Source organism: Paenibacillus cellulositrophicus, assembly GCF_009363095.1.
GTDB lineage: Bacteria > Bacillota > Bacilli > Paenibacillales > Paenibacillaceae > Paenibacillus_AQ > Paenibacillus_AQ favisporus.
In genome coordinates, this window is sequence record NZ_CP045296.1 from 424,442 (window position 1) to 450,515 (window position 26,074).

Genomic DNA, 26,074 nt, shown 5'->3' on the forward strand with positions numbered 1-26,074 from the left:
TTTTTTGTGTTCACGGAATGTTCCCTGTGTCTTCGAAGGGTCGATTCGGTCGCCGCCACCATTCTAGATAAAGATTAGGTGCTGCATTCCATACTTCGATGAACACCGAATAAAAAGGAAGTTATAATGCAAACAACGCGCGACTACAAGACAACATCGACAGGAGGAGCGAAAAATGGACTGGACGGAACAAAAATGTAAAGCAATCGATTTCAAAGAGCTTCATACGCAGACCTTCCTTTTGCCCAACGCTTGGGATGCGGCAAGCGCCAAGGTCTTCGAGCAGTGCGGATTCAAGGCCGTAGGCACGACCAGCGCAGGCATTGCCGCCGCCCATGGTTACACGGACCGGAGCATGCCGTTTAACACGATGTTAGCCGCGGTCCGGGAGATCGTTCAGGCCGTGAGCATCCCGGTTACCGTAAATATAGAAGACGGGTATGGATCGACGCCGGAAGAAGTCGCGAATTCAGTTAGACAAGTGATCGAATCAGGCGCAGTAGGGATCAACCTGGAAGACAGCAAGATGAATCCCCGAGACGGGCTGTATGATATCTCCGAGCAACGGCAGAAAATAGCCGCCACCCGGCAGTCCATAAACCGGTTGGGCATCCCGGTGTTTATTAATGCCCGGACGGATCCTTATTGGATTCGAAAGGGAACGCCGGCGGACATGCTGGAGGAAACGCTTAAACGAACTAAGGCTTACAGAGAAGCAGGGGCCGACGGCGTCTTTGTGCCCGGCGTTACAGATATTGCTGCGATCCGCATCCTCCGGAAAGAAATCGGCGGTCCGGTCAACCTGCTGGCCGGCGCCGGCATGCCGTCCTTTCATGAGCTGCAGTCGCTGGGGATTGAACGGATCAGCACCGGCTCCGGCCCTTTCCGCGCCGTGATATCGATGCTCCACCGGATCGGAGGCGATATGCTGGGACACGGCTCATTTGAGCGAATGACATCGAATGTCCTCACGTATGATGATTTATTGCAGCTCTAACGATGACGGGCATGTTCCTTAAAATACTCCGCTACAAACTGCTGAAGATATTGAAGGCTATAGCGGATTTCACCGGGTTCCAGATGACCGTAGCCAAGCAGCAGCTTGTCGGTGTGCCTTCCTTTCCGGATGCAGTGATGCTCCACGGGGACCGTGCGTATCCCGCTCCGGCGTGCATGATCCCGAAACGAATCATCGAATGCCATGCCGGCAAACTCAACGGCCAAATGCAGCCCTGCCGCATCGCCCCATGGACGCCATTTCTCTCCAAAACAGTCCGCCAGCGCATCGAGGAGAGCCTGGCGCCGTTCTCTGTACAGCTTCTTCATCCTTGCGATATGCCGGTCGAATTTGCGGGTACGCAAAAACTCGGCCAGCGCCGCTTGTTCAAATGGCGGATTCTGTACGTCCGTATAGGTGCGCAGCCTTCTCCAGCGGCTTTGCAGCTCGAGGGGAACTAGAACATACCCGATCCGAAGCGCAGGAAACAGAACTTTGCTGAACGTGCCGATATAAATGACCCGGTCCGGGGCCATCGCATACAGTGGTGCTGCCGGTTCCCCGTAATATCTGTATTCGCTGTCATAGTCGTCCTCAATGACGTAGCTGCCGCAGCGGCGCGCAAAGCGGATCAGCTCGGCTCGCCTTGCTGCAGGTAAAATACCCCCAAGAGGAAATTGATGGGACGGTGTGACGTATATCGGCCCGCAGTGATCCAAGGATAAGGCATCGGTCTGAATCCCATGGGCATCGACGGGAACCGGCGTCACCGTGTATCCTTTTTGAATAAAAGTCTGGATCATCTCAATATTACAGGGATCCTCGGCTAACATTTCTGGATGGTCCGCATGGAGCAGGTCGGCAACCAAGTGAAGCGCCTGCGTGGCGCCTGCGGTAATATAAATATCACCGGCGTCAACGGTCAGTCCTTTGCTGCGCAAAAGCCAGGCGGCAATCTCTTCGCGCAGCTGTACCAGGCCTTGAGGGCCGCCATATCCCAGAAGCTCCACAGGCATCTCGCCCAAGGCCTTCTGGAATACCTGCTGCCAAGCGTAACGCGGAAACTGACGCAGATCCGGCTGGCCTGTTTTGAAGTCCGCCCGAAAGGAAGGAACAGGGGACGGTTCTTGATGCTGCTGGAATGCGCTCTGCTTCGCTTGATCCAGAATTAACCCTCCAACAACCCGGGTAGGCGCCCCCTGCCGGCTTTCCGCGTACCCTTCTGCGATCAGCATGTCATACGCTTCATTCACGGTATTCCGTGACACGGCCAGCGTCTGGGCCAATTCACGGGTCGAAGGGAGGGGCGAGCCCTCCTTCAGAATCCCGTTTATCATTTGATCCCTCAACCTCTGATAAATCTGACGTTTCAATGAAATGTCCAAGCTCCGATCCAACTCGATTCCCCACATGGCATCCTCCAACTGGTTGGTATCATTTCGGGAAGAACTGGTCCTTTTACGTACCAGTTTGTTCCACTATGATTGTAACAGCCTTTTGGAAACGAAACTACTGAACCGGGGATGATGCTGAAAATGGAACGAATCAAAGGATATGTGTATCTGCTATGCGCATTTGGGCTTGCCGGCACCTCTGTCGTGGCGGCTTCGTTTGTAAACGGTAAGCTTGGAACGTTTACGATTACTTCCATGGGCCTTTTGTTCTCGCTGGTTTGCCTGCTGCCGTTCTGTATGGGGCAGCTGCTGAGAACGATCCGGGCCCTGTCTACCAGGCAGTGGCTGCTGCTGTTCTGTCAGGCGATGTTCGGTGTCCTGCTGTTCCGCATGTTTTTGCTTTATGGTCTCACCCGTACAAGCTCGGTGGAAGCCGGTATATTAACCGGCGCGACCCCCGCGATTACGGTATTGTTGGCCGTGCTGTTTCTGCGCGAAAAGATGAAAGCCGCCCATTTTTTAGGTGTTGCCGGCACGGTTTGCGGCATATTGCTGATCCAGGGCGTGTTTATGCCGGAAAGCCGTTTCAGCAATGAGCATATGGTTGGAAACATTCTGGTTCTGGGTGCCGCCGGTTGCGAGTCGCTGTTCAACGTTCTGTCCCGCGCAGCGGCAGTCCCAAGCAGCGGGAAACACGAAGCTATACATCCTGTCGTGCAGACGACGCTCGTCTCCGCGATGGCATGGCTGATCAGCCTGATCCCCTGTTTGGCGGAGCAGCCTTTAGCGGCTCTCTCCGGAATGGGATGGCAAGGGTGGCTGGCTCTTGTCTGGTATGGCCCTGTGGTGACCGCCCTGGCGTTTATTTGCTGGTATGCCGGCATCCGGCGCTGCAGAGCTTCGACCGCGGCCGCCTTTTCGGGCATGATGCCGTTCACTTCTCTGACACTATCCGTGTGGCTGCTGCACGAACAGGCTGGATGGCCGCAGTGGGCAGGGGGCTTGCTTGTCATTGCCGGCATGGTTCTGATCGGCATGGATTGGGAATCCAAGCTTGTAAGGCAGACCCAGATGCCTGCAGGTTTACCTAAAAAAAGCGGGACATAAATTCATCAATGGCCGTCGTGTCTTCATAACTGCCGATAATGACGAACAGCAGGAATGGAACGGCGATGACCGCGATCAGCAAACCTTTGCCGAAATAGAGGAGAAATCTGGTCAGCATATTCATTTTCGATCACTCCTTCAAATTTTTGAATGCGCAGGGATGAAAAAAGACCCTGATCAGAATCGCTTCTGATAAGAGTCGGAGCCGCTGCGGTCTGTCTATCCGCAAGGTTCTGTTTCATTCTTCTGGTTCAGTATATGACTGAAAATAGGGAGTAAGAACAGCAGCCCCGCCGCCAGAATCCTGCACGTGGCTTATGAAAAGATGATTGACAGTTTAAAACCCGGATGATATGTTTACCGGCAAAACCGAAGAAATCAGGAGGCTGAAGCATTCATGTCCTTTGATCCTCTATATCATCCGTATCCTTCCTACCGGCTGCCGGTTTACGCGAGTAAAGGCATGGTGGCCACTTCGCAGGCGCTCGCCTCAGCGGCAGGCTTGGACATTCTGAAGCGCGGGGGCAACGCCATCGATGCGGCGATCGCTTCCGCTGCAGCGCTGACGGTAGTGGAGCCGTGCTCGAACGGAATCGGCGGTGACGCCTTTGCCCTCGTGTGGACGAAAGGCCAGCTGCACGGGCTGAACAGCAGCGGCCCGGCGCCGGCCTCGATCTCGATCGAGGCGGTGAAAGCGCTGGGGCATCACGAGATGCCGCGCTACGGCGCGATTCCGGTGACCGTGCCGGGCACGCCAGCGGCCTGGGCGGAGCTATCGCGCAAGTTCGGCCGGCTGCCGCTGGCCGAGTCGCTGGAGCCGGCCATCCGCTATGCGGAGGATGGCTACCCGGTATCGCCAACGGCCGCAGCCAACTGGCACGCTGCCTTCCGGCGCTACAGCACGCTCGAAGGCGAAGCATTTGAGCCGTGGCTGAGCGTGTTTGCGCCGGGGGGCAGGCCGCCTGCGGCCGGCGAGATGTGGCGCTCGCCCGACCATGCGCGGACGCTCCGCCTGATCGGCTCGACGGAAGCGGAAGCGTTCTACCGCGGGGAGCTGGCCGAGCGGATCGCCGGATTTATTTCCCAATCCGGCGGCTTTTTGAGCGAAGAAGATCTGGCTGCCTTCAGGCCGGAGTGGGTGAAGCCGATGTCGGTACCGTACCGCGGCTACGACATCTGGGAGATTCCTCCGAACGGGCAAGGCTTGATCGCCTTGATCGCGCTCAATATTTTAAAGGGATTTCCGGCGGCGTCCCAGGAATCGGCCGAATCATATCACCGTCAGATCGAGGCGATGAAGCTGGCGTTTGCAGACGGTGCCCGTTACATAACGGATGCTGCGCATATGTCCGTCGATCCGCATGTATTATTGACGGAAGAGTACGGGGAGCTGCGAAGAGGGCTGATCGGCGGTGAAGCGATGGTTCCGGCGGCAGGCGAGCCGCGCGCAAGCGGAACGGTGTACTTGGCGGCGGCAGATGGAGAAGGCAACATGGTTTCTTTTATTCAGAGCAACTATACCGGCTTCGGATCAGGGATCGTCGTTCCCGGTACGGGGATCGCCCTGCAAAACCGCGGACTGGAATTTTCGCTGGAGGAGGATCATGCCAACCGCCTGGTGCCGGGAAAACGGACGTACCACACGATCATCCCGGGTTTTATCACCAAAGGAGAACAGCCGGTGGGGCCTTTTGGCGTGATGGGCGGGTATATGCAGCCGCAGGGACATGTTCAGGTGGCGATGAACCTGATTGATTACGGCCTTCATCCGCAGGCAGCTCTCGATGCCCCTAGATGGCAGTGGGTAAAGGGCAAGACGGTGACGGTCGAGCCTCACTTTCCGATGCATATGGTCAGACGCCTCCAGCGTATGGGACATGACGTTCAGGTTGCACACGACTTCGGCTCGTTTGGGCGGGGGCAGGTCATCTGGAGAGATCCGGATACTGGGGTGCTGTGCGGAGGAACCGACCCCCGGACCGACGGGGGCGTTGCCGTCTGGTAAAAGCATTTCAGCATTTAGTTCGGCCGACCTCGGACCATATAGAAAGGGATACGAAGCTCGCCAATCTGGATGTTGGCGGGCTTTTTCCTTTGATCGTATTGCTTCGCTATGGCGTTCATGCTTGACTCGTACCTAGAGCAATATTATGCAATCCTTGCGGGTGAACCATCGGTTACCTTTATAGAGAAACCAAGAAGGAGGTGACGGCATGCCGGACGAAATTCGAACCGTTTATTATGACGCCGGCCTGCAGGTCGAGGCATACCGATTTGTGGGTGTCAAACAGAAATTTCCCCCTCATTTTCACGACTATTACGTGATCGGATTTATAGAAGGCGGGCAGCGCTATTTGGAATGCCGGCAGCGGGAATATATTATCAATCCTGGCGATATCATCATTTTCAATCCGCGTGATGTTCATGCCTGCGAGCAAGTGGACGGCCGTGCCCTGGATTACCGCTGCATAAATATTCAGTCTCAGCGGATGATGGAAATCGCGCAGGAAATTACGGGCCGAGGCTATTTGCCAGCGTTTGCGCAAACCGTTCTGTACCAGAGCGAGCTTGCTTCTTCGCTGAGGGAACTTCATGCCATGATCTGTGAGGGAGAGTCTGATTTTATCAAGGAAGAACAGTTCTTTTTGCTGATGGGACAGCTGATTCATGAATATACGGATGTCTCGGCCTGCGAAGCTTATGAGGGGGGAGCGGGTTTTCAGGACGTGTGTGATTACATGGAGACGAACTTCGCAGGGGCCATTTCACTGGATGACTTAAGCGCTTTGGCAGGGCTCAGCAAGTACCATTTTTTACGCTCATTTACCCGGGAACGGGGCATATCGCCATACAGTTATCTGGAGACGGTGCGGATCGGACACGCCAAGAAACTGTTGGAACAGGGAACGCCTCCGGCTGATACGGCACTGCTGACCGGGTTCAGCGATCAAAGCCACTTCAGCAACTTTTTCAAGCGGTTTATCGGGCTAACGCCGCGCCAGTATATGCGAATATTCGGGAATGAACGGCAGATGGAGCCTGTCCTGCCAACTAAGGGGGCCAAAGGCGTATGAAGCTGTCTGAAAGCCGGAACGCTGGCCATATAACCGCTTTATTGACGATTCTGATCTGGGGGACGACGTTCATATCGACCAAAGTGCTTCTGGACGATTTTGATCCCTTCGACATTTTGCTGCTGCGTTTCGCAATCGGATATGTGGCACTGCTCGCCGTTCATCCCCGAATGGTTCCATTCCGGCGGATCCGGGAAGAGCTGCTGTTTGCGGGGGCGGGCCTTTGCGGGGTAACCTTGTATTTTTTGCTGGAAAATGTGGCGTTAACCTATACGCTAGCCTCCAACGTCGGCATCATCGTTTCAGTCGCCCCTTTTGTCACCGCTGTAACGTCCAGGCTTATCTTAAAAGAGGGGAGGCTGGATGGGCTGTTTTTCGTGGGCTTCGTGGTGGCCATGAGCGGAGTGGTCCTGTTGACGCTGCAAGGAAGCACTGTGCTGAAGCTGAATCCGATCGGGGACTCCCTGGCAGCACTGGCATGCGTGTTTTGGGGAATCTATTCGATCCTCACGCGCAAAATAACCCGGCTGGAGTATCATACCATTGCTTGTACGCGGCGGATCTTTTTCTATGGTCTTCTGTTTATGCTTCCGGTCTTGCTCACTGAGGGTCTGCCCGGTAACCTCGAGCGTTTGTCCGATGGCACCAATATAGCCAATCTGCTGTTTCTTGGGCTGGGCGCGTCCGCAGTATGCTTTGTCACCTGGAACTGGAGCGTTGGTGTACTTGGGCCTGTGCAGACCAGTGTATATATTTATCTCGTGCCGGTCATCACCGTGGCAGCGGCGGCCTTGATCCTCCACGAGGAGATCACAGCAGCTGCGGTCTGGGGCGCGTTGTTAACCGTCGCCGGACTGGTTCTTTCCGAACGAAGGGGGATACAAATGAAAGGCAGATTGGACAAAGGAGCATCGAACTAGTCACTGTAAAACAGATTACTTAAAAAATGAATTGCCACCTCCGAAGTGTCATGCTATATTGATAATGATTCTCAATATCAAATACATAGGGGTGGATTCATTTGTTTAAATTTATAAGGCCATACACACTGATGGTCTGTGTGTTGGGAATAACTCTGCTGCTGGCGGCCTGCGGCGGGAACGGATCTAATGGAGGGTCAGGGACGTCGGGAAGCGGAGGAGAGGCCGCTGGAACTGCTTCAGCAGGATCATCGTCCGACACGTCTTCATCCCAAGCCGGGGGGAATGAGTCCTCCGGAACGGGTAAAACGGTTACGTTCCATGCGGGTAACGGAGATGTCCAGGTACCCGAGCATCCGCAGCGGATCGTCGATTTGACGAATTTCTATACAGGCTACTTCCTGGCGTTAGGCGTCAAGCCGGTCGGCGTGTTGGAAGGCGCCATGGAGAATCCGTATTTCGAGGGCATGCTGGACGGCGTCGAAAGCGTCGGCAGCGAGCCATCGCCCGAGAAAATTTTGTCGCTGAAACCGGATCTGATCATCACATATACCGGGACGGACGGAATCGATCAGCTGGAGCAGATTGCCCCGGTTGTCGCCATTGAATACGGTAAAAAGAATTACAAGGATCAGATGATCGACTTCGGAAAACTGACGGGTAAAGAAGCAGAAGCGAAGGCTTGGGTCGAGCAGTGGGAAAACAAGATCAATGAACTGAAGCCCAAGATTCAGGAAGCGGTAGGCAGCAAAACGGTGTCCATCCTGAACCCTTATGCCAAAGGGCTGTACGTGTTTGGACATAACTTCGGCCGCGGCGGAGAAATCATATATGACGAATTCGGCTTGAAGGCGCCGCCGGAAGCACAGAAGGAAGCAATTGACAGCGGGACCGGATGGGCTACCATCTCTATGGAGAAGCTTCCGGAATTTGCCGGAGATATCATTTTCACATGTCCGTGGTCAGGAGACACAAGCGACCCGAATATCGTCTATGACAACCCGGTATGGAAAAGCTTGCCCGCGGTAAAAGCAGGTCATGTATTTCAGCTGAATCCGAAGGCGGACACGTACAACGACCCGGTATCATTGGAAGCTCAGCTGAAGTTCATATCGGACAGTCTGCTGTCCGTTAAATAAAGTATGGATAAAGCTCTGCAGCTGCGGGTAAACAAGCCGCCTGTGGAGCTTATTTTTGTTAGAACAAGAGCGGTCGTTATAGCTTGCGGCTATAACTAGATATAGTTATTTCCAGTTATACGGCAGAAGACATCACGTGTTATCTTTTTGGTAACAATTTGCAAAGGGGTAACGAAGATGGCATACAGCAGCAGTTTGGGATATCCGCGCATCGGCGCAAACCGGGAATGGAAGAAGGCGCTGGAGGCGTTTTGGTCCGGTAAAATCGAAGAATCGGAGCTGCACACGCAGCTGCAGGACATTCGTTTGAATCATCTGAGCAAACAGCGGGACAAAGGAATCGATCTGATCCCGGTCAACGATTTCAGCTATTATGATCATGTGTTGGACACGGCAGCCATGTTCGGGATTATTCCGGATCGTTTTGAATACAACGGCGTGCCCGTTCCCGTATCCGTCTACTTCGCGATGGCAAGAGGAAACAAAGACGCCACTGCCTGCGAAATGACCAAATGGTTTAATACGAACTACCATTACATCGTGCCGGAACTGGGCGGCATCACGCCGGTCCTTACTGAGAACAAACCGCTTGCGGCTTACCGTGAAGCCAAGGACAAGCTTGGCATCGAAGGAAAACCCGTCATCGTCGGACCGCTCACTTTCCTGAAGCTGTCTAAAGGGTATGCCGCATCGGAAACGGACGCCTGGCTTGATCGGCTGCTGCCGCTGTACGCGCAGGTTTTGAAGGAGCTGGAGCAGGAAGGCGTCAACTGGGTGCAGGTGGATGAGCCGATCCTCGTAACGAAGCTAAGCGATGCAGACGTCAGCCGGCTGCAGAAGATTTACCAAACGCTCAAAGCTGCAGCGCCAGGCGTGAAAATCATGCTGCAGACCTATTTTGAAGCAGTAGAACGCTATCAGGAGGCTACACAGCTGCCGGTCGACGGAATCGGGCTGGATTTGGTCCACGGATGGGAAGGGAACCGACAATCCATCCGTGACTTCGGGTTCCCGCAGGATAAAGTGCTTGGAGCGGGTGTCATCGATGGACGCGGCATTTGGAAAGCATCCCTGCGCGAAAAGCTCGATCTGCTGAACGAGATCACGGCGATCGTACCGTCTGAACGGCTGGTGATCCAGTCTTCCTGCAGCCTGCTGCACGTACCCGTCACGGTTCAGGCAGAAACGAAGCTTCAGCCCGAACTTCTGGGTGCACTGGCTTTCGCCGATGAGAAGCTGGAAGAAATCGTGCTGCTGAGCAAAGCCGTTCAATCCGGAGCATCGGTGATTTCTGCTGAGCTGGAAAAGAGTGAAGCGGCGGTAACCGCGCTCAAGCGTTCCTGCGAACGTAACCGGACCGATATCCAGCAGGCGGTGGCCGCTGTCAGCGCGGAGCCTGCGCAGCGTGAGGCTGCTTTTGCGAAGCGCCTCGACGTGCAGCAGGAACGGTGGCAGCTGCCTATTCTGCCAACGACGACTATCGGCAGCTTCCCGCAGTCGGCGGAGGTGCGCAAGGCACGCCAGCTGTGGCGCAAAGGCGAATGGAACGCCGAGCAGTACACGAATTTTATCCGGGAACAAATCGACCTCTGGATTCAGCTGCAAGAGGAAATCGGACTTGATGTGCTCGTTCACGGCGAATTTGAACGGACGGACATGGTCGAATTTTTCGGGGAAAAGCTGGCGGGGTTTGCGTTTACGCAGAACGGCTGGGTTCAATCCTACGGCTCCCGCTGCGTCAAACCGCCGATTATTTTCGGCGACGTCGCTTGGGAGAACCCGATGACGGTCAAGGAGACCGCGTATGCCCAATCCAAGACGAAGCTGCCGGTCAAGGGCATGCTCACCGGGCCGATCACCATTATGAACTGGTCGTTCGTCCGCGATGATATCAGCCGCGAGCAAATCGCCTACCAATTGGCTTATGCATTACGGCAAGAGGTCGAGGCGCTGGAAAGTGCCGGGATTGGCATGATCCAAGTAGATGAGCCGGCCGTCCGCGAAGGGCTCCCGCTGAAGGAACAGGACCAGAAAGGCTATCTTGATTGGGCGGTGAAGGCGTTCCGGCTGACTACGTGCACGGTGCAGAATTCGACGCAAATCCATACCCATATGTGCTATTGCGAATTCCATGATATGATCGATTCGATTATTGCGATGGACGCGGACGTCATTTCCATTGAAACTTCACGGAGCCACGGGGAGCTTATTCAGAGCTTCGAAGAGAATACCTACCCGCTGGGTATCGGCCTCGGCGTCTACGACATTCATAGTCCCCGCGTTCCTGACGTAGAGGAGATGACCCGGATGATCGACCGGGCTCTGCGGGTGCTGGATCCGAAGCTCTTCTGGATCAACCCTGACTGCGGACTCAAAACTCGGGGAATCGGAGAGACCGTAGCCTCGCTCCGGAACATGGTTGAAGCTACGCGCTTTGCCCGCGAAAAATACGCTTTGCAGGTGTAAATTGAAATAACCCAAAATGCGTTAATCGCCTGAGATGCTGCGAAGACAAGAGGCGCGCTAAAGCCGGCTATGAATCTACCGCTGTTTTCATCCATTTTTCTAGACTTGCCCTCACTTCTCTGATCCTATCGCATCTATTGATAGAGAAGGGAGGTGAGCAAGGATGCCTATTGTAACACCATACCAGAACAGCCTGCGGTATACGTCCACGATCGGTTCGGGGACCGGAACAGGGGCTGCGTTCACCGTGGCCTCTACGGCATTTACGAATGATGCCGGCACGGCGGCGACAGCTTTTCCTGGAGCGTATAAATATTACAATCTCTTTATTAACGGAATGCTCCAGACGGCGGACACGTCCTCGGTCACGACGACTGCCATCACCATTCCAGGAGGCGATGCACTGGACGGAGGAACTCCTCTTGTCGTTCAGTTCGTCGTCTCCTAACGGTTATCGCGGCACAAGCGCGGTGCAATGAATCGTCCGGATCCTTCCGGGCGGTTTTTTGCATCCATCCGGCATCCCCTTTCGTGATATATTAATAGAATACTAAAGCAGATTCGGGGGTTGGCATATGGGGAAATTGGAGATCAGAAGACCAAAGGCAGCGGATGTCGAGGCAATACATACGTTTTTTAGGCTGGTTATCACGGATACGTTTGAGAAGGAAGGCATAGCCGACCTGCACGATGATATCGAGCATGAAATCGCCTCTAAGCATGATTACCTCAGTCAGGATTTGGAATCGCAAGGCCGCCAGCGTTATTTTCTCATCGCATGGCTGGATGGCAAGATTGCCGGAACGATCGAGTATGGGCCTTCCAGCTCCCTGATCAATGAATCCACCGGCCATTCGCTGAGGGATGTGATCGAAGTCGGGACCGTCCTGGTTCACCCCGAGCTCCATGGCCAGGGTATCGGCAGCACGCTCTGGAGCACCATGCTGCTCACTCTGCAGGCAAAAGGCATCTCGGAATTTTGCCTGGACAGCGGGTATCGGAACGCCCAGCGGATCTGGACTCGGAAATTTGGCGAGGCGGACTATGTGCTGGACAACCATTGGGGTGAGGGGCAGCATCATATGATCTGGTCCCGAAAAGTCGAGGATATATCCATCTCGTTCAAAATATAATATTGCTGAATTGCTGCAATTTTGTTGGGATCGCCCCTTCAAGCCGGTTTCCGGCCTGACGGGAGCGGTCTTTTTTTGGCGCTATTTAAAATGCGTGGCCGGATATTTTTTAGCTATAAGCATTTTATACCCGTTCCGGATGTCCGGAACAGGGATACAATAAGTTTACAAATTATACAGGAGGCGGTACGCATGCGGCAACGCTATATCGACACGAAACCGAAAGGATCCAATCTAATGAAACCTGTGAGGTTAGAGCGATATGAACGATACGATAAATATTGGAGTTTTGGCCCATGTTGACGCCGGCAAAACGACTTTGACGGAGCAAATTCTGTTTCAGGCAGGGGTAATCGAGGAGGCGGGATCGGTCGACCAAGGCAGTACGATCACCGACTCTTTGGACATGGAACGGAGAAGGGGGATCACCATTAAAGCGGCAGCCGTGTCGTTTATGCTGGGCGATCTGAAGGTGAATGTCATCGATACGCCGGGGCATGCGGACTTTATATCCGAAGTTGAACATTCCCTTGGTGTTCTGGACGGCGTGATTCTGGTCGTATCCGCGGTTGAGGGAGTTCAGGCACAGACGCGGGTGCTGATGCAGACACTCAAGGAGCACGGAATCCCGGTTATTTTCTTTATTAATAAAATCGATCGGCTGGGTGCGGATTTCATTCGGGTGCGGGATTTAATCCGCAAGCTGCTGGATGAACGCACATGTGATGTGTCAATTGCCCAGCAAGAGGGAAGCGAGTCTGTTCAGGTGGTTCCGGCGGATCCTGGAGGTTCCGGCTGGATCGAAGTGCTGGCTTTGGGCAGCGAAGCGCTGATGGAAGATTTCGCAAATAATGAGGTTATAACTGAAGAGCGGCTGATGCAGGAGCTGGGCAGACAATGCCGGCAGGGACTTGCGTTTCCGCTATTTGCCGGATCGGCGGCGAGAGGCTTGGGGGTTCGGGAGCTGCTCTCCGGGCTGGCCCGTTATTTTCCTGTCCAAGCATCGCAGGCGCTGTCCGCTCTGCCGTTGTCAGGATTGGTCTTCAAAGTGGTTATCCAGGCGGGCGGGGAACGGCTCGTTTTTGTCCGATTGTTTGGCGGACAGCTGCAGACCCGGGCTGATGTGACGGTCATGACGCAGGATGGCCTGTCGGAACGGATTAAAATCAAGCAGCTGTACGGGCTGAAAGATGGCGAAAGGAAACCGGTTCAGCAGGTCGATGCCGGGGATATCGCGATTTTTGGCAGCGAGCAGGTGATGGTAGGGGACGTGATCGGCTGCGTGTCGGAGAGCATGAAGGTATTCCGTTTTCAGAAGCCTCCGATTCAAGTGAAGGTATCTGCGGTCCGGCCGGAAGACGGTCACCTGCTTCATCAGGCGCTGAGCGAACTGACCGTGGAAGACCCGTTTCTGCAGTATGTATACGACTCTCAAACCCACGAAAATATCATCCATGTCTTCGGCAAGGTACAGCAGGAAGTGCTGCTGGAAACGCTGAGAGAGAGGTATGCGATTGAGGCTGCTTTCTCGGCACCGCAAGTGATCTGCATCGAAAAACCGGTATCTTCCGGGGAGGCTGCGGAAAGCATTGGTGAGCCGGACAACCCGTTCTGGGCAACGGTCGGCTTCCGCGTCGATCCGGGGCCAGTAGATTCCGGTCTGGTATACCGCCTGGAGGTTGAACTGGGATCGCTTCCGCTGTCTTTTCAAAAGGCGATCCGGGAAACCGTAACGGAGGTCCTCCAGGAAGGGCTGTACGGGTGGGGCGTTACCGATATCACGGTTACCCTGACCCACAGCGGTTACAGCAGCCCCGTATCTACGGCAAAGGATTTCCGCCTGCTGACACCGCTTGTTCTGATGAAAGCGCTGGAAAGAGCGGGGACCCAGGTGTACGAACCGGTCAGCGAGCTGCAGATCAGCCTTCCCGAATCGAGCATCAGCAAAGTGCTGTTTCGGATCACGGCGCTGGACGGGACGTTTGAGGAACCGAAGTTCGATCACGGCAGCGTATATGTCACGGGAACAATTCCAGTGCGAAATGCCGACCTCTTAAAAACCGAGCTGCACGGGCTCACAGGGGGAGAAGGCGTGATGTCGGTAAAGCCGGGCGGATACATCGCCGCTGCATCACCGATCCCCGTCAATCAACGGAGGCAGCTGAATCCGCTCCAGCGCGGTGAATACATGCTGCATATCAACAAAATAAAATAAACGGTACATCCACAATCCGAGGTTCCGGGCGAACGTCGGATTGTTGGCATGCCCGTAAGCCGTCATGCAAGATCTGATTCTGAACGCCGAATATGACACATATCGTTAGATGGCACCACGTTTCATCTGCTGTATATTAGCCGAAACCATCCATTTTGTGTAGAGAGGTGAACTGGTTTGAAAGGAAAAGCATTCAAAGCGCTCATGAGCTGCCTTTTGCTCCTTGGACTGCTGCCTTGGAGCGCATCGGCAGAGACGGTACCCGAATCCGTGATTTACGGCGGCGGTCCGTTCTATGCAGGGGGAACCGACACGATGAACACGCTGAAAGCTTCCGGTTTCACGACGGTCATGCTGTGGACTATCCATGTCAACAGCAACGGGGATCTGGTGTATAACGATCAGCCGGTGGTATCTAACGGCACCTATGTTGGCAAAGCATCATGGCCTGCCGAGCTGGCTTCGCTCAAGCAGGCGCCCACTTCGGTGAAGCGCCTTGAGATCAGCGTTGGTTCATGGGGCGTGAGCGATTTCCAGAACATCAAAAATCTCGTCGCCTCTCAAGGGACGGGAACCGGAAGCATTTTGTACAAAAACTTTGCTGCGCTCAAGTCGGCGCTTGGGGTCGATGCGGTGAGCTTTGACAACGAGGACTTATACGACGTTAATTCGGCGGTCGCCTTTGGCAAGATGCTGTCCGGGATGGGCTTAAAAATCACGCTGTGTCCTTATACCAACGTCAGCTATTGGCAGAGCGTCAAATCCCAACTGGGATCCAGCGTGGACCGTGTGTATTTGCAGGTATACGACGGAGGAGCGGGGAATGATCCGGCAGCCTGGAGCAGCCAGCTCGGGATGACGGTAATGCCGGGATTAGACAGCAAAACGTCCAGCGGCGGCAACACCCCGGCTCAAGTCAACAGCCGGATGAGCGCATGGAAGTCGTCGGCGGGCATCCAGGGAGGTTTTATCTGGTATTATGACGCCATTTTGAACAATCCGGGCGGGGGTTCGGCGGCGGACTACGCGGCGGCGATCAACAGTGCGCTGGGCGCACCCGCTACCGGATCGTTAACGACGGGCGGCACGGTATCCGCCAGCGCAATGGGTAGTCCATCCGGCGAAGAGAAGGAGAAGGCGTTTGACGGTAGCAGCTCAACGAAATGGCTGATTTTCACGAATGCGGGGTGGATTCAGTATCAATTCGGCGGCGGGGCATCCCATATCGCCACTTCCTACTCGGTAACGTCAGCTAATGATTTTCCAGCCAGGGATCCGAAGAATTGGTCACTTCAGGGATCGAATAACGGAACGAGCTGGACGACGCTGGATACCCGTACAGGCCAAACCTTTGCAAGCCGCTTCCTGACGAAAACGTATACCTTTAGCAACACGACCGCTTATTCGTATTACCGGCTCAACGTGACGGCGAACAATGGAGGCGCGGAGCTGCAGATCGCCGAAATTGGCCTGTATCCATAAACCGCTAACCTCGCGTGAGCCGTTCAACACCGTCAGCTCTCGTTTAGAGGCTGGCGGTGCTTTGCCGTCAATCGCGTTTGATTTTGCCGAGCTCATCCGTTAACCTGTCCAGCTTACGATTTAATGCTTCCAGCTTCTTATCGTAATGGCGGTAGGTTAAATAACCGAGCACCGCTTTGAACAGAAAAAAGACGACCGCGGCGATGACGATTAAAAAGTAATTGTGGGCGAGCTGCCTGATCCAGCTGTTAATCGCATGCATATCCATGGGCCAGCTTCCTTTGTCCTTGTAATGAGTATATTTCAGCTTTTTCCATATCGGAGCTATTATATCCGCTTATCATCGAGCGTTTAGAAAATAAGCAGCTGACAGAAGTAATAGTCTCAGTTTCAAAAGTGCCGCCCTTTCTGTGAAATCGTGACAGGACGGCCGTCAAGTTGTCGTTATATTGCATTGTTCGGATGCGCTTTCATTTCTATAATGAGGATGACATAAAATACTGCTGAGATGAAGCCGGCAAGCCGTATGGAAGTATCCTTACTGTACCGTATTTTATTGAGGAGGCTGTGTACATGAGCAAAGTTCGCGTAGGCATCATCGGCACGGGAGGCATCGCCGCTTGGCATGCCAGACAACTGCTGGAACTACCGGAGGTTCAAATTACAGCTTTGACGGACACCAGTGACAAGAATCGGAATGCTTTTGTGGAAAAATTCGAGCTTCGTGAAGCCCGCCAGTACTCGAATTACGAGGACATGCTGGCACAGGCAGAGCTGGACGCGGTGGTGATCTGTTCACCGCACACCCAGCATTTTCAGCAGGCGCAGGATGTGCTCAGCAGCGGTCTGCATGTTCTGATCGAGAAGCCGATGACCTGCTCCTCGGCCGAGGCCGAGCTGCTGATTCATACCGCCGAGCAGGCGGGGAAAATTTTGCAGGTATCGTATCAGCGCCACTTTCAACCCGAGTTCCTGTACATAAGGGATGCCATTGCGAGCGGCGTCATCGGCAAGGTCACTTCAGTTACCGCTTCACTGTACCAGGAATGGAGACAGGGGACGCCCGGTTCCTGGCGGCAAGACCCGGCACTCTCCGGGGGCGGCTTCCTGATGGATTCCGGCAGCCACATTATCGATGTGCTGCTCTGGACCACCGGGCTGACGCCGGTAGACGTCAAACCGCAGCTGCATATGCATGGTGCGCCGGTCGAAATCGATACCTTTACCTCGATCCGGTTTGCGGAAGGCGCTGTGGCTGGATTGAATCTGGTCGGCTACGCACCTTGCTGGCATGAAACCTTCGTGTTCTGCGGCGAGGACGGCGGTATCTTCTATGACAACGGAAAAATCACGCTGCGGCGGCTGAAGCAGGAACCGATCGTCCCTGATCTGCCGGAGCAGACGACGAATCAGGACAAAAGCTTCATCGATGCGATTTTGGGACGGCATGAAGTGTTGGTGCCTGGAGAATTCGCCCTGAAGGTTGTCAAGCTGTCCGAGATGATCTACCAGGCGGCAGGCTATGTTCCGCAGGCCGCATCGATAACAGAGGAGGAAAACGTCTAATGAGCAATCCTATCGGAATGCGGATACCACCCAAAATCGGTGCGGAAGGTATCCGGCAAACGGCTCTGTGGGCAGCAGAAGCCGGGCTGGATATTCTGGATGTTCCGCAGCTGACTCCGGAAGTAAAGCAGGCGTGCGAAGAGGCCGGCATCGGAATCGGATCGGTCGATGCCCAGCAAACGGCAAAGCTTCTCAGCCGCGACGACTCTGTAAGAGAGGCGGCTGTGACCTCAGTAAAACAGCAAATGGACGGAATATCGGAACTCGGCGGCAGTGTCATGTTTATGTGTCTCGTCCCGGAAGACCATACACTGCCGCGCAGGGAGGGCTTCGCTATCTGGAAGGATACGTTTCCGGAACTGGTCCGCCATGCCGAGGAGAAGGGTGTATATATGGCGATCGAGGGCTGGCCCGGTCCGGCGCCGTATTATCCGACACTGGGATGTACGCCGGAAATGTGGAGAGCGATGTTCGAAGCGATCCCTTCGCGGCATTTCGGGCTCAACTATGATCCTTCCCACCTGGTCCGGCTGGGCATTGATTATCTCCGCGCTTTAAGCGAATTCGGGGACCGTGTCGTTCACTGCCACGGCAAGGACACGGAAATTTTGCACGATGAGCTGTACGAGTGCGGCGTCATCCCGGCAACCTTCGGGGAGAAATATGGCTTCTCTGAAGGCTCATGGCGCTATACGATCCCTGGGCATGGCGAAGTGGAATGGAGCAAGGTTGCCGTAAGGCTTGACCGGCTTGGTTATCAGGGAGCGGTAAGTATCGAGCTCGAAGATCACCGGTTCTGGGGATCGATCGAGGCGGAGCGGCAGGGGATCGTGAAGGCTGCCGAACATTTGGCTCAGTATTTTAAATGATTTGGACCGGCATATATATCCGGCTGTCTTGAATGAAAGGCATCCAGGGGATTCAATCCCGTCATCATCCCGCCATCTCGGATGGCGGGATGATTATTTTTCTGTATCCTTGCCCTTATTTCCTGTGGTAACATCGGGATAACAATGTCCGGACCGCGTCGGCTCCGGCTAACCACACATGATTTGGAGCCTGCAACCTTATGGGAACACCTTACTCCGCTGTCCTGACTCTGATCGTATCCGCCGGTGTGTTAAATCTTCTGATGGGTTTATATGCCCTGTCGGGAAGGTCCAAGCTCACCATGGTGAGAACCTTTTTTGCGTTCAGCCTTTTGGCAGCCATTTATACGTTCGGGTCCGCGCTTGAACTTGCCAGCGGTTCGCTCGAAGAAATCAAGTTCTGGATCAAGTTCGAATACTTGGGCATGCCGTTCCTGCCTCCGCTGAATCTGCTCATCATTATGTCCTATCTCGGTATGGAGCGTTATTTGGGAAGGCGTCTCAAGATAGCCATGTTCATCATTCCCGCCGTCACACTGCTGCTGGTCATGACGAACGATTCGCATCACCTCTATTACCGCGACATTGTCCTGCGGGCAGGCGGGTCCAGCCTTAAGGCGGACGTAGTGGGGGGGCCCTGGTATATTATTCAAGGTGCCTACACGTTCGGGTGCATGATCGGCGGTGTCGTGCTTCTGCTGAGGAACTGGCGGAGAATGCCTTCTTACCGCTTTCAGCTCGGCACGATGCTGATCGGCCTGGTGCTGCCGCTTGCCGGAGACTTTCTTTACCTGGGCGGTCTAACCCCTGAAGGGATGGATCCGATTCCGGTCATCATGACGGTGACTTCAGCGCTTTACTTATGGGCGCTTGTGTCCAAAGGATTGTTTCACGTCGCTCCGATTGCCCGGGACAAGCTGTTTGCCAGCATGCGTGACGGGGTGCTGGTGCTCGACAGGGACAACCGGCTGGTCGATTACAACCCTGCCGCCGGCGCCATGATTCCAGAGCTCGGTGTCTCGTCCATTGGGGAGCAGCTGGAAGGGCTGTGGGAAAAGCACGCCGGTGGACCGCTGCTTCATTACGATCCGGATACGGATAGCGGTTCAGGAGCGGATATCCAGGAATTGTACTGGCATATCGGAGAGAGGAACTTCAACTATCAAATCCGGACGTCTGTCATCCTCAATCAGGGCGGGCAGACTGCCGGACGGCTGATCGTGCTGATCGATGTCACCGAGAAAGCGCGTCTTCAGGAAGAGCTTCGCCAGCTGGCTTACTATGACGGGTTGACGCGGATTTACAACCGTGTCCATTTTATGAAGCTGGCCAGCGGCCTGCTGTACGACTGCCTGAAACAGGAGGAGCCGATGTCGCTGCTGCTGTTCGACATCGATCACTTCAAGCGGATCAACGATGAGTTCGGGCATGATACGGGCGATGACGCCCTGATGCACATCGTCGCGGTATGCCGTGAGCAGCTGCGCCCCGAGGATGTGTTTGGCAGGTACGGGGGCGAGGAGTTTGTGGTCGCCCTTCCGGGGCTCAGTCCGGAAGAGGCTGCCGGGGCAGCGGAGCGCATACGCGCCAGCCTTGCCCTGCAGCCGCTTGAGACAGCGGGCGGTCCCCTGTCGATGACGGTTAGTTTTGGCGCCGCAGGCTTGCCTGCGGCCTGCTTGGCGAGAATGGAAGCAGCGGCGAGCAGGGAGGCAGGCGATACCGGCCCGTCGTCAGCCTGGGTCCGTGATGGGGGTCTTGCATCAGGATTGGAAGACACATCCGAGGGAGTACTCCCTATAGGAGAGGAATGGCCGGATGCCGAACTGCGGCGGCTGTTGAAGATGGCCGACCGGGCGCTGTACGATGCCAAGCGGGCCGGAAGAGACACGGTGCGGATTGCCGCGGAAACGTCCTGAACAATATGGAACGAAGGAAGCCAGACCATTGGGGGCTGGCCTTATTTGTGTATATGCATAGTGTATATGAATACTACATTGTCACACTAATCTTCCGTTCTGGCGGCCGTCCTCGTTATGGATGCGTGTGACTGCCGGTATTCCCTTGGCGTCATGCCGGTAATCTTCTTGAAGAGCCCGTTGAAAAACGCGATGTCCGTATACCCCACGGCGCCTGAGATATCGTGAATCCGGAGGTGACTTGACCGGAGCAGGCGGCAAGCCTCCTGAATCCGGATCCGCTGCAGATACTTGATGGGTGTGAGTCCGGTATGTTTGACGAACAGCCTCTGAAACTGCCGCTCCCCAATCCCCAGCTCACCGGCAAGCTCCTCTACGGTAAACGGACGGCTGTAATGGCCATGAAGCATGGACAGCACATGGTCCATACCTACGGTAGGCGGCGGTGCCCCTTCCACCGCGGCTTCATGGATCCGGATGATGCAGATCATCAGCTGAAGCATGCCTGCATACAAGGCGGTTTCCCTTCCGGTACGCTCCACCGAATACTCACGATAGAGCCGTTCAAACCAGCCTTTGGCTTCGCCGTCACGGTCGCGGTAGTGCATGATTTCGTTAAAAGCCAGAAGCTTTCCAAGCTCATCGCCTCCAGGCACCATTTCCAAAATTTTGGTGGCATTCTCCATGGAAGTCAGGCAGTTATACACGATCAGCTGACGGTCCTTGGCCGTTGACCCCGGCCGGAACACATGCGAAGCGCCGATCGGAATGACAAACAGGTCCCCCGCAGATACGGGCATGACCGCATCGCCTGTATGGTGATACCCGGTTCCTTCACTGACATAACTCATTTCCAGAAAATCATGGTGATGTTCGGTTAACTCATAGGACTCGGCGTTGCGGTTTACGAAAATCGAGAAGTCATCCCAATTGTTGAAATACTCCCTTCCGCTCAGCAGCCTTACCGTACGCTTAGGCATGATGATTATCCTCGCTATGTCGGAATTACCGGGTAAAATGTCGCTTTCACCTAAATTACCCGGGGTGTTAATCATTTTATGATAAATAGGAGGATAGAACAAGATCTGGTCATGGAACGCTGGAATGTTGCGCGACAAGGTATATGGGAGCAGCCGAAAGGCTGGCGGCAGAAACTATTCCTGATATAGCAAAGCGATTCGAAAGCGTTTCCATGGGGGAGGACGAACTTGGTTCAGAAAGGGGATGGATGGATGGATGCTCATATCGCCGTCGATATCGGGGCATCAAGCGGGCGCCTTGTTCTCGGAAGGCTGAAGGATTCCAAGCTTGCGCTGGAGGAAATCCACCGATTCGACAACGGCTTCCGTGAGCTGAACGGCTCCCTGTATTGGGATATCGAGCATTTGCTGGAGCAAATCGTTGCAGGGCTGCAGGCAGCCAAGAAGGCCGGCATCGATTCCTGTACTTTGGGGATCGATACCTGGGCAGTGGATTATGCACTGGTTGACCGGGAAGGCAGGAGGCTTAGGGAAGTCTATGCGTACCGTGACCGGCGGACGGATTCGGCCCCGGCGGAGCTGGAAAAGCTGATTTCCCGCGAAGCCCTGTATGAGAAGACAGGCATCCAGCAGCTGACGTTCAACACGATCTACCAGCTGTTTGCACATGACCGGGAAGAACGGACACGGGCGGACCAGGTTCTGCTCGTACCGGATTATTTGTATTTCCGTCTGTCAGGCAGACGGATCAACGAAGTGACCAACGCGTCCACCACCCAGCTGCTGAACTTGCAGAGCCGGGATTATGATGCAGAGCTGTTGTCCATTCTCGGGATGCGGCGGGAACAGTTTGCTGCGTTGACCGAGCCGGGAACCTCCCTTGGAGGGCTGGACCCGGCACTTCAGCAGCGGTACGATTTGCCGTCATGCAGCCTCGTCGTTGCGGCAACCCATGATACCGCTTCCGCGGTGCTTGGTGTGCCTGCCCGTGAGGGGAGTTCCTGGGCCTACTTGAGCAGCGGCACTTGGTCACTTCTGGGCGTGGAGAGGGATCAGCCCCTGAACACGAAGGAAACGATGGCAGCGAACTACACCAACGAATGGGGCGCGTACGGAACTTATCGTTTTTTGAAAAATATTACGGGCCTCTGGTTAATACAGGAGGTTCGCCGGCAGAGCGGAGACCGGTACAGCTTTGCTGAGCTGGTTCAAATGGCGGAGCAGAGCGAGCCTTACCGCAGCCTGATCGACTGCAATGACGACCGGTTCTTAAATCCGCCGGATATGGCGGAGGAGATCCGCCGCTTTTGCAGGGACACCGGGCAGAAGGTTCCGGAGTCGTTGGCCCAGGTGGCACGCTGCATCTTCGACAGCTTGGCTTTAAGCTACGGCACTTACTTGGATGAGCTGGAAGCGCTGACCGGAGAATCCGTCGAAGTCCTGCACATCGTGGGCGGCGGAGCGAAAAACGAGCTGCTCTGCCAGCTGACAGCGGACGCCACAGGCAGGGAGGTCTGTGCAGGCCCCGTCGAATCCACGGCGCTCGGCAACCTGATGGTCCAAATGATCCAAACTGGAGTGTTCAGGGATATTCACGAAGCCAGAAAAACCGTTGCCGAATCTTTTGAAGTGACCCGCTATAGACCAGGTCCCCTTGCGGCAGGCGTTAAGGATCGCTGGAATAGGATCGTGAAAAAATGATCATTTACCAAATCCAATTTTCGGGAGGCAAGTAATATGGATCAACAAATTCGGAAGAGCTATGAGGATGCCAAAACGCTATATTCCCAGTATGGGATCGACGTCGACCAGGCGCTGGAAAAGCTGGCGCAAATTAAAATTTCGCTCCACTGCTGGCAGGGGGACGATGTGCGAGGTTTTCTGTTCAGAGACGCGGAGCTTAGCGGAGGAATTGCGGTAACCGGCAGTTATCCGGGACGCGCAGCCACGCCGGATCAGCTGAGAGACGATTTGGAAAAAGCCTTGTCCTTGATCCCCGGCAAGCATAAAGTGAATCTCCATGCGATATATGCGGACACCGAAGAGAAGGTTGACCTTGACGAGCTCGAGCCCCGCCATTTTCAGCGTTGGGTCGATTGGGCCAAAGATCAGGGACTCGGTCTGGATTTCAATCCTACGTATTTCTCCCACCCGAAAGCGGCCGACGGTTTTACGCTCAGCCATGCAGATGATGAAATCCGCCAGTTCTGGATCCGCCACGGCAAGGCGTCCCGCAAGATTGCCGAGTATTTCGGCCGCGAGCTGGGTCAACCCTGCGTGACCAACAGCTGGGTACCCGACGGGTACAAGGATACGCCGGTCGACCGCCTGTCGCCGCGCCAGCGGCTGCGCGATTCGCTTGACGAGATTTTCCGCGAAGAGATCGATCCGTCGTATAACATCGACGCGGTGGAGAGCAAATTGTTTGGTTTGGGTTCCGAGAGCTACGTTGTGGGTTCGCACGAATTTTATATGGGTTACGCGCTGTCACGGGGAAAATCGGTCTGCCTCGATGCTGGGCATTTCCATCCGACCGAAGTGATCAGCAACAAGCTGACGTCCATCCTGATGTTCAGTGAACATTTGCTGCTGCATGTCAGCCGTCCCGTGCGCTGGGACAGTGACCATGTCGTAACGATGGATGACGAGCTGCTCGAAATCGCCCGCGAGCTGGTCCGGGGTGATTTGCTGCCGAGAACGAGCATCGGCCTGGATTTCTTTGACGGCAGCATCAATCACATTGCAGCTTGGGTCATCGGCACCCGCAATACGATCAAAGCGCTCCTCCGGGCCATGCTGGAACCGGTGGATGAGCTGAAAAGGATCGAGCTTGCAGGCGATTTCACCTCACGGCTGGCTTTGACCGAGGAGTTCAAATCCTACCCATTCGGTGCCGTGTGGGATTACTACTGCGCTTCGCAGGGCGTGCGTGTGCGTGAGCAGTGGCTGCATGAAGTGAAACGCTATGAGGAGCAAGTGTTATCCGCTAGATACAGCCTGGTTCAGAACTCTTAATTTCTGGCAGAGCTGAGAAGGAAGTGCTTTAAATAACAGTAGCGACGCCGCATCCGGCGTCGTTTTTTTATAATATCAGAAAGTATAAACCCCAGAGCGATGGCTTCCTGATATTGCAAGAAAAATTACCTTTAAACGCGGTCTGTCTTCTTTGAAAGTACGTCGATAGACGTTTTTCTTACGTCGGCAATAAATGTATCGTGTGGCCTGGCAGGGCAGAATTATTCTCGCATCATACTTCTCGCTAAGTTTAGTCCATGCAAGCGGCTGGACCGTTTTAATGGGATGTCCGCGCACTGCTAATTCGTTCTATATCTGTTTCCAGCTGAATGAAAAAAGACGTGATTTTGTTCTATGGGAAGCATCAATTTGTGTATGACACGGGGGTCGAACCTCGTGCTACGATAACCGTGCGCATGAGCGTTCTAATAACATGAAAGCGCTTCACATTGTGGGCGGGATGGAGTCTCATGCTTCAGGCATATGAAGGGGTTACTTTACCTAAAGGAGGCTGAAGATATGAAAAAAGGAAGACCGTGGAAAATCGGAGCGGCGGCGTTGATGCTGGCTGCGCTCCTGCCGTCCGGGATGGGCAGTGCTGCCGCGGCGTTGACCGAGGTGCCATATGCCATGGATTCAAGCAACCAAGCGGGTTGGTGGACGCCCCTCGAAACGTATGGAACGGGATTGGAGTACGCCTACATGGCGTATAACGCGCCGGGAAGCGCCGAGTCAACGCATAAAGTATATATCGCCAGGCGGGACGGGAACGGGGAATGGTCCAATATTCCTGTCATGAACGGGAGCTCGGTTGCAGAATACAGTGATGATTTGGGACATAATCAGCCCTCGATCGCGCGGGATGGGAGCGGCAGGTTTCACGTGTTCGCTTCGATGCACCACGAAGCATGGCATTATTTCCGATCCGACACGGTAGGGGGAGCGCCACAAAACCATTCCGCCGATATGCCAACGCCTTCCACATTTAAAGGCACCTATCCCGTCTTGACCACGGCACCGAACGGAGACGTATACCTGTTGATCCGGTCCGGCGAAGACGCCGCCGGCTACCGTTCAGGGCAGCTGTTTCGGTGGGATAACGCGGCTTCCACATGGTCCAAGGTGGCCGTGATCGGCTCGTCCTTGAACAAATCATTCTACCCTGATGATCTTGTGTTTGATGCGAACGGCGACCTTCACATTTTGTTCGAGTGGTCCGCATTTGCGGCCAGTCCGCTGCGGCATGAATTGTCTTACGTCAAATACAGCCCATCGACAGGCAGCTTCTACAAGGCCGACGGCAGCGCCGTTTCCTTGCCGCTGACGCCGGGAATCGCCGATATCATCCAGCCGCTCGCCCCGACAGAAGCGTATGTTCAGACGGGAAGTGACCCCGGTGGTCCCGGTGTGCAGAGCGCCAAACTGGCCGTCGATTCGTCCGGAAATCCCGTCGTAGCCTACCGCTACCGGGAGGAAGGCAGCACGGCCTTTTCCGTGAAGTATGCATCCTATGGAGTTGACGGCTGGAACCTGCAAACCGTGTATAACGCATCCGAGACCAAGGCAGCCATTGATATTACATGGGCAGGCTCGGTGCCGCGGGTGTACTACGCCAAGAGCAGCGGTACGGACCGCGCATTTATGGCCGCACCGATGGGCGGCGGCTGGAACCAAACGTCCATCGCGCCAGGCAAGCCGATCGAGCGGCTTAGTGTAGAGCGTAATGATAACGGTATTGATATTTTGTACCTTGTGGACGTCACGAACCGCAAGCTGTATTACGGTAGAAACTGAGCCTGCG

Annotated in this window: 21 protein-coding genes; 17 read left to right on the forward strand and 4 right to left on the reverse strand. The window is 54.8% G+C overall.

Going from position 1 to position 26,074, the window contains the following annotated elements; genetic code table 11:
* The first annotated feature begins 175 nt into the window (after positions 1-175).
* Positions 176-997, forward strand: coding sequence for an isocitrate lyase/PEP mutase family protein (locus tag GCU45_RS31650; protein WP_152403966.1), 822 nt, complete (start codon positions 176-178; stop codon positions 995-997).
* On the opposite strand, the gene GCU45_RS31655 is transcribed toward GCU45_RS31650, so the two are convergent.
* Positions 994-2,334, reverse strand: coding sequence for a MocR-like pyridoxine biosynthesis transcription factor PdxR (locus GCU45_RS31655; RefSeq protein WP_341874571.1), 1,341 nt, complete (start codon positions 2,332-2,334; stop codon positions 994-996). The two genes, GCU45_RS31650 and GCU45_RS31655, sit on opposite strands and share 4 nt — an antisense overlap.
* A 198-nt stretch (positions 2,335-2,532) precedes the next feature.
* Here GCU45_RS31655 and GCU45_RS31660 point away from each other — a divergent pair, with 198 nt between their 5' ends.
* Positions 2,533-3,498: a DMT family transporter gene (locus GCU45_RS31660; protein ID WP_152403971.1), complete on the forward strand. Its 966-nt coding sequence runs from the start codon at positions 2,533-2,535 to the stop codon at positions 3,496-3,498.
* Here GCU45_RS31660 and GCU45_RS33950 read toward each other — a convergent pair.
* Complete coding sequence (locus GCU45_RS33950; protein ID WP_163873822.1) at positions 3,479-3,622, reverse strand: hypothetical protein; 144 nt, start codon at positions 3,620-3,622, stop codon at positions 3,479-3,481. The two genes, GCU45_RS31660 and GCU45_RS33950, sit on opposite strands and share 20 nt — an antisense overlap.
* A gap of 273 nt (positions 3,623-3,895) precedes the next feature.
* Between GCU45_RS33950 and GCU45_RS31665 the strand changes: the two genes are divergently transcribed.
* The 9 genes from GCU45_RS31665 (at position 3,896) to GCU45_RS31705 (ending at position 15,927) form a co-directional block, all read left to right on the forward strand.
* Positions 3,896-5,503, forward strand: coding sequence for a gamma-glutamyltransferase family protein (locus tag GCU45_RS31665; protein ID WP_152403973.1), 1,608 nt, complete (start codon positions 3,896-3,898; stop codon positions 5,501-5,503).
* Between the two features lie 208 nt (positions 5,504-5,711).
* Positions 5,712-6,572, forward strand: coding sequence for an AraC family ligand binding domain-containing protein (locus GCU45_RS31670; RefSeq protein ID WP_152403975.1), 861 nt, complete (start codon positions 5,712-5,714; stop codon positions 6,570-6,572).
* Positions 6,569-7,492 carry a DMT family transporter gene (locus GCU45_RS31675; RefSeq protein ID WP_152403977.1) on the forward strand — a complete coding sequence of 308 codons (924 nt, stop codon included), beginning with the start codon at positions 6,569-6,571 and terminating at the stop codon, positions 7,490-7,492. Before GCU45_RS31670 ends, GCU45_RS31675 begins: the two co-directional genes overlap by 4 nt.
* A 131-nt stretch (positions 7,493-7,623) precedes the next feature.
* Positions 7,624-8,631, forward strand: coding sequence for an iron-hydroxamate ABC transporter substrate-binding protein (locus GCU45_RS31680; protein WP_152404701.1), 1,008 nt, complete (start codon positions 7,624-7,626; stop codon positions 8,629-8,631).
* Between the two features lie 177 nt (positions 8,632-8,808).
* Positions 8,809-11,097: a 5-methyltetrahydropteroyltriglutamate--homocysteine S-methyltransferase gene (gene metE, locus GCU45_RS31685; protein WP_152403979.1), complete on the forward strand. Its 2,289-nt coding sequence runs from the start codon at positions 8,809-8,811 to the stop codon at positions 11,095-11,097.
* A 163-nt stretch (positions 11,098-11,260) separates the two neighbouring features.
* Positions 11,261-11,545 carry a DUF4183 domain-containing protein gene (locus GCU45_RS31690; protein WP_152403982.1) on the forward strand — a complete coding sequence of 95 codons (285 nt, stop codon included), beginning with the start codon at positions 11,261-11,263 and terminating at the stop codon, positions 11,543-11,545.
* 127 nt (positions 11,546-11,672) lie between these two features.
* On the forward strand, positions 11,673-12,230 hold the full coding sequence (locus GCU45_RS31695) for a GNAT family N-acetyltransferase (protein WP_152403984.1): 558 nt from the start codon (positions 11,673-11,675) through the stop codon (positions 12,228-12,230).
* A gap of 262 nt (positions 12,231-12,492) precedes the next feature.
* Positions 12,493-14,445 (forward strand): elongation factor G, encoded by a 1,953-nt coding sequence (locus tag GCU45_RS31700; protein ID WP_152403986.1) that lies wholly within the window; start codon positions 12,493-12,495, stop codon positions 14,443-14,445.
* Positions 14,446-14,622: 177 nt separating this feature from the next.
* On the forward strand, positions 14,623-15,927 hold the full coding sequence (locus GCU45_RS31705) for a discoidin domain-containing protein (protein WP_244364766.1): 1,305 nt from the start codon (positions 14,623-14,625) through the stop codon (positions 15,925-15,927).
* A gap of 67 nt (positions 15,928-15,994) precedes the next feature.
* Here GCU45_RS31705 and GCU45_RS31710 read toward each other — a convergent pair whose 3' ends face one another.
* Positions 15,995-16,195 (reverse strand): hypothetical protein, encoded by a 201-nt coding sequence (locus tag GCU45_RS31710; RefSeq protein ID WP_244364767.1) that lies wholly within the window; start codon positions 16,193-16,195, stop codon positions 15,995-15,997.
* A gap of 305 nt (positions 16,196-16,500) precedes the next feature.
* Here GCU45_RS31710 and GCU45_RS31715 point away from each other — a divergent pair, with 305 nt between their 5' ends.
* The 3 genes from GCU45_RS31715 (at position 16,501) to GCU45_RS31725 (ending at position 20,278) form a co-directional block, all read left to right on the forward strand.
* Positions 16,501-17,493 (forward strand): Gfo/Idh/MocA family protein, encoded by a 993-nt coding sequence (locus GCU45_RS31715; RefSeq protein WP_076166373.1) that lies wholly within the window; start codon positions 16,501-16,503, stop codon positions 17,491-17,493.
* Positions 17,493-18,362: a sugar phosphate isomerase/epimerase family protein gene (locus GCU45_RS31720; protein ID WP_089547084.1), complete on the forward strand. Its 870-nt coding sequence runs from the start codon at positions 17,493-17,495 to the stop codon at positions 18,360-18,362. Before GCU45_RS31715 ends, GCU45_RS31720 begins: the two co-directional genes overlap by 1 nt.
* 200 nt (positions 18,363-18,562) lie before the next feature.
* A complete protein-coding gene (locus GCU45_RS31725) occupies positions 18,563-20,278 on the forward strand; it encodes a histidine kinase N-terminal 7TM domain-containing diguanylate cyclase (RefSeq protein WP_152403988.1) in 1,716 nt (571 codons plus the stop codon).
* Between the two features lie 86 nt (positions 20,279-20,364).
* On the opposite strand, the gene GCU45_RS31730 is transcribed toward GCU45_RS31725, so the two are convergent.
* Positions 20,365-21,258: an AraC family transcriptional regulator gene (locus GCU45_RS31730; protein ID WP_167527302.1), complete on the reverse strand. Its 894-nt coding sequence runs from the start codon at positions 21,256-21,258 to the stop codon at positions 20,365-20,367.
* A gap of 252 nt (positions 21,259-21,510) precedes the next feature.
* On the opposite strand from GCU45_RS31730, the gene rhaB reads away from it, so the two are divergent.
* The 3 genes from rhaB to GCU45_RS31745 all read left to right on the forward strand — a co-directional run bounded on the left by rhaB (position 21,511) and on the right by GCU45_RS31745 (position 26,067).
* Positions 21,511-22,959 (forward strand): rhamnulokinase, encoded by a 1,449-nt coding sequence (gene rhaB / locus GCU45_RS31735; protein ID WP_152404705.1) that lies wholly within the window; start codon positions 21,511-21,513, stop codon positions 22,957-22,959.
* A gap of 36 nt (positions 22,960-22,995) precedes the next feature.
* Complete coding sequence (gene rhaA / locus GCU45_RS31740; RefSeq protein ID WP_152403992.1) at positions 22,996-24,273, forward strand: L-rhamnose isomerase; 1,278 nt, start codon at positions 22,996-22,998, stop codon at positions 24,271-24,273.
* Between the two features lie 519 nt (positions 24,274-24,792).
* Positions 24,793-26,067 carry a BNR-4 repeat-containing protein gene (locus tag GCU45_RS31745; protein ID WP_244364694.1) on the forward strand — a complete coding sequence of 425 codons (1,275 nt, stop codon included), beginning with the start codon at positions 24,793-24,795 and terminating at the stop codon, positions 26,065-26,067.
* The last annotated feature ends 7 nt before the right edge of the window (positions 26,068-26,074 follow it).

Excerpts from the sequence above, each read along its gene's own strand:
- GCU45_RS31710 (WP_244364767.1), bottom strand. The coding sequence starts at position 16,195 with ATGGATATGCATGCGATTAACAGCTGGATCAGGCAGCTCGCCCACAAT.
- GCU45_RS31720 (WP_089547084.1), top strand. The coding sequence starts at position 17,493 with ATGAGCAATCCTATCGGAATGCGGATACCACCCAAAATCGGTGCGGAA.
- rhaB (WP_152404705.1), top strand. The coding sequence starts at position 21,511 with ATGGATGCTCATATCGCCGTCGATATCGGGGCATCAAGCGGGCGCCTT.
- GCU45_RS31730 (WP_167527302.1), bottom strand. The coding sequence starts at position 21,258 with ATGCCTAAGCGTACGGTAAGGCTGCTGAGCGGAAGGGAGTATTTCAAC.
- GCU45_RS31665 (WP_152403973.1), top strand. The coding sequence starts at position 3,896 with ATGTCCTTTGATCCTCTATATCATCCGTATCCTTCCTACCGGCTGCCG.
- GCU45_RS31715 (WP_076166373.1), top strand. The coding sequence starts at position 16,501 with ATGAGCAAAGTTCGCGTAGGCATCATCGGCACGGGAGGCATCGCCGCT.
- metE (WP_152403979.1), top strand. The coding sequence starts at position 8,809 with ATGGCATACAGCAGCAGTTTGGGATATCCGCGCATCGGCGCAAACCGG.
- GCU45_RS31690 (WP_152403982.1), top strand. The coding sequence starts at position 11,261 with ATGCCTATTGTAACACCATACCAGAACAGCCTGCGGTATACGTCCACG.
- GCU45_RS31695 (WP_152403984.1), top strand. The coding sequence starts at position 11,673 with ATGGGGAAATTGGAGATCAGAAGACCAAAGGCAGCGGATGTCGAGGCA.
- GCU45_RS31700 (WP_152403986.1), top strand. The coding sequence starts at position 12,493 with ATGAACGATACGATAAATATTGGAGTTTTGGCCCATGTTGACGCCGGC.
- GCU45_RS31650 (WP_152403966.1), top strand. The coding sequence starts at position 176 with ATGGACTGGACGGAACAAAAATGTAAAGCAATCGATTTCAAAGAGCTT.
- GCU45_RS31670 (WP_152403975.1), top strand. The coding sequence starts at position 5,712 with ATGCCGGACGAAATTCGAACCGTTTATTATGACGCCGGCCTGCAGGTC.
- GCU45_RS31675 (WP_152403977.1), top strand. The coding sequence starts at position 6,569 with ATGAAGCTGTCTGAAAGCCGGAACGCTGGCCATATAACCGCTTTATTG.
- GCU45_RS31680 (WP_152404701.1), top strand. The coding sequence starts at position 7,624 with ATGGTCTGTGTGTTGGGAATAACTCTGCTGCTGGCGGCCTGCGGCGGG.
- rhaA (WP_152403992.1), top strand. The coding sequence starts at position 22,996 with ATGGATCAACAAATTCGGAAGAGCTATGAGGATGCCAAAACGCTATAT.
- GCU45_RS31660 (WP_152403971.1), top strand. The coding sequence starts at position 2,533 with ATGGAACGAATCAAAGGATATGTGTATCTGCTATGCGCATTTGGGCTT.
- GCU45_RS31725 (WP_152403988.1), top strand. The coding sequence starts at position 18,563 with ATGGGAACACCTTACTCCGCTGTCCTGACTCTGATCGTATCCGCCGGT.
- GCU45_RS31745 (WP_244364694.1), top strand. The coding sequence starts at position 24,793 with ATGAAAAAAGGAAGACCGTGGAAAATCGGAGCGGCGGCGTTGATGCTG.
- GCU45_RS33950 (WP_163873822.1), bottom strand. The coding sequence starts at position 3,622 with ATGAATATGCTGACCAGATTTCTCCTCTATTTCGGCAAAGGTTTGCTG.
- GCU45_RS31655 (WP_341874571.1), bottom strand. The coding sequence starts at position 2,334 with ATGATAAACGGGATTCTGAAGGAGGGCTCGCCCCTCCCTTCGACCCGT.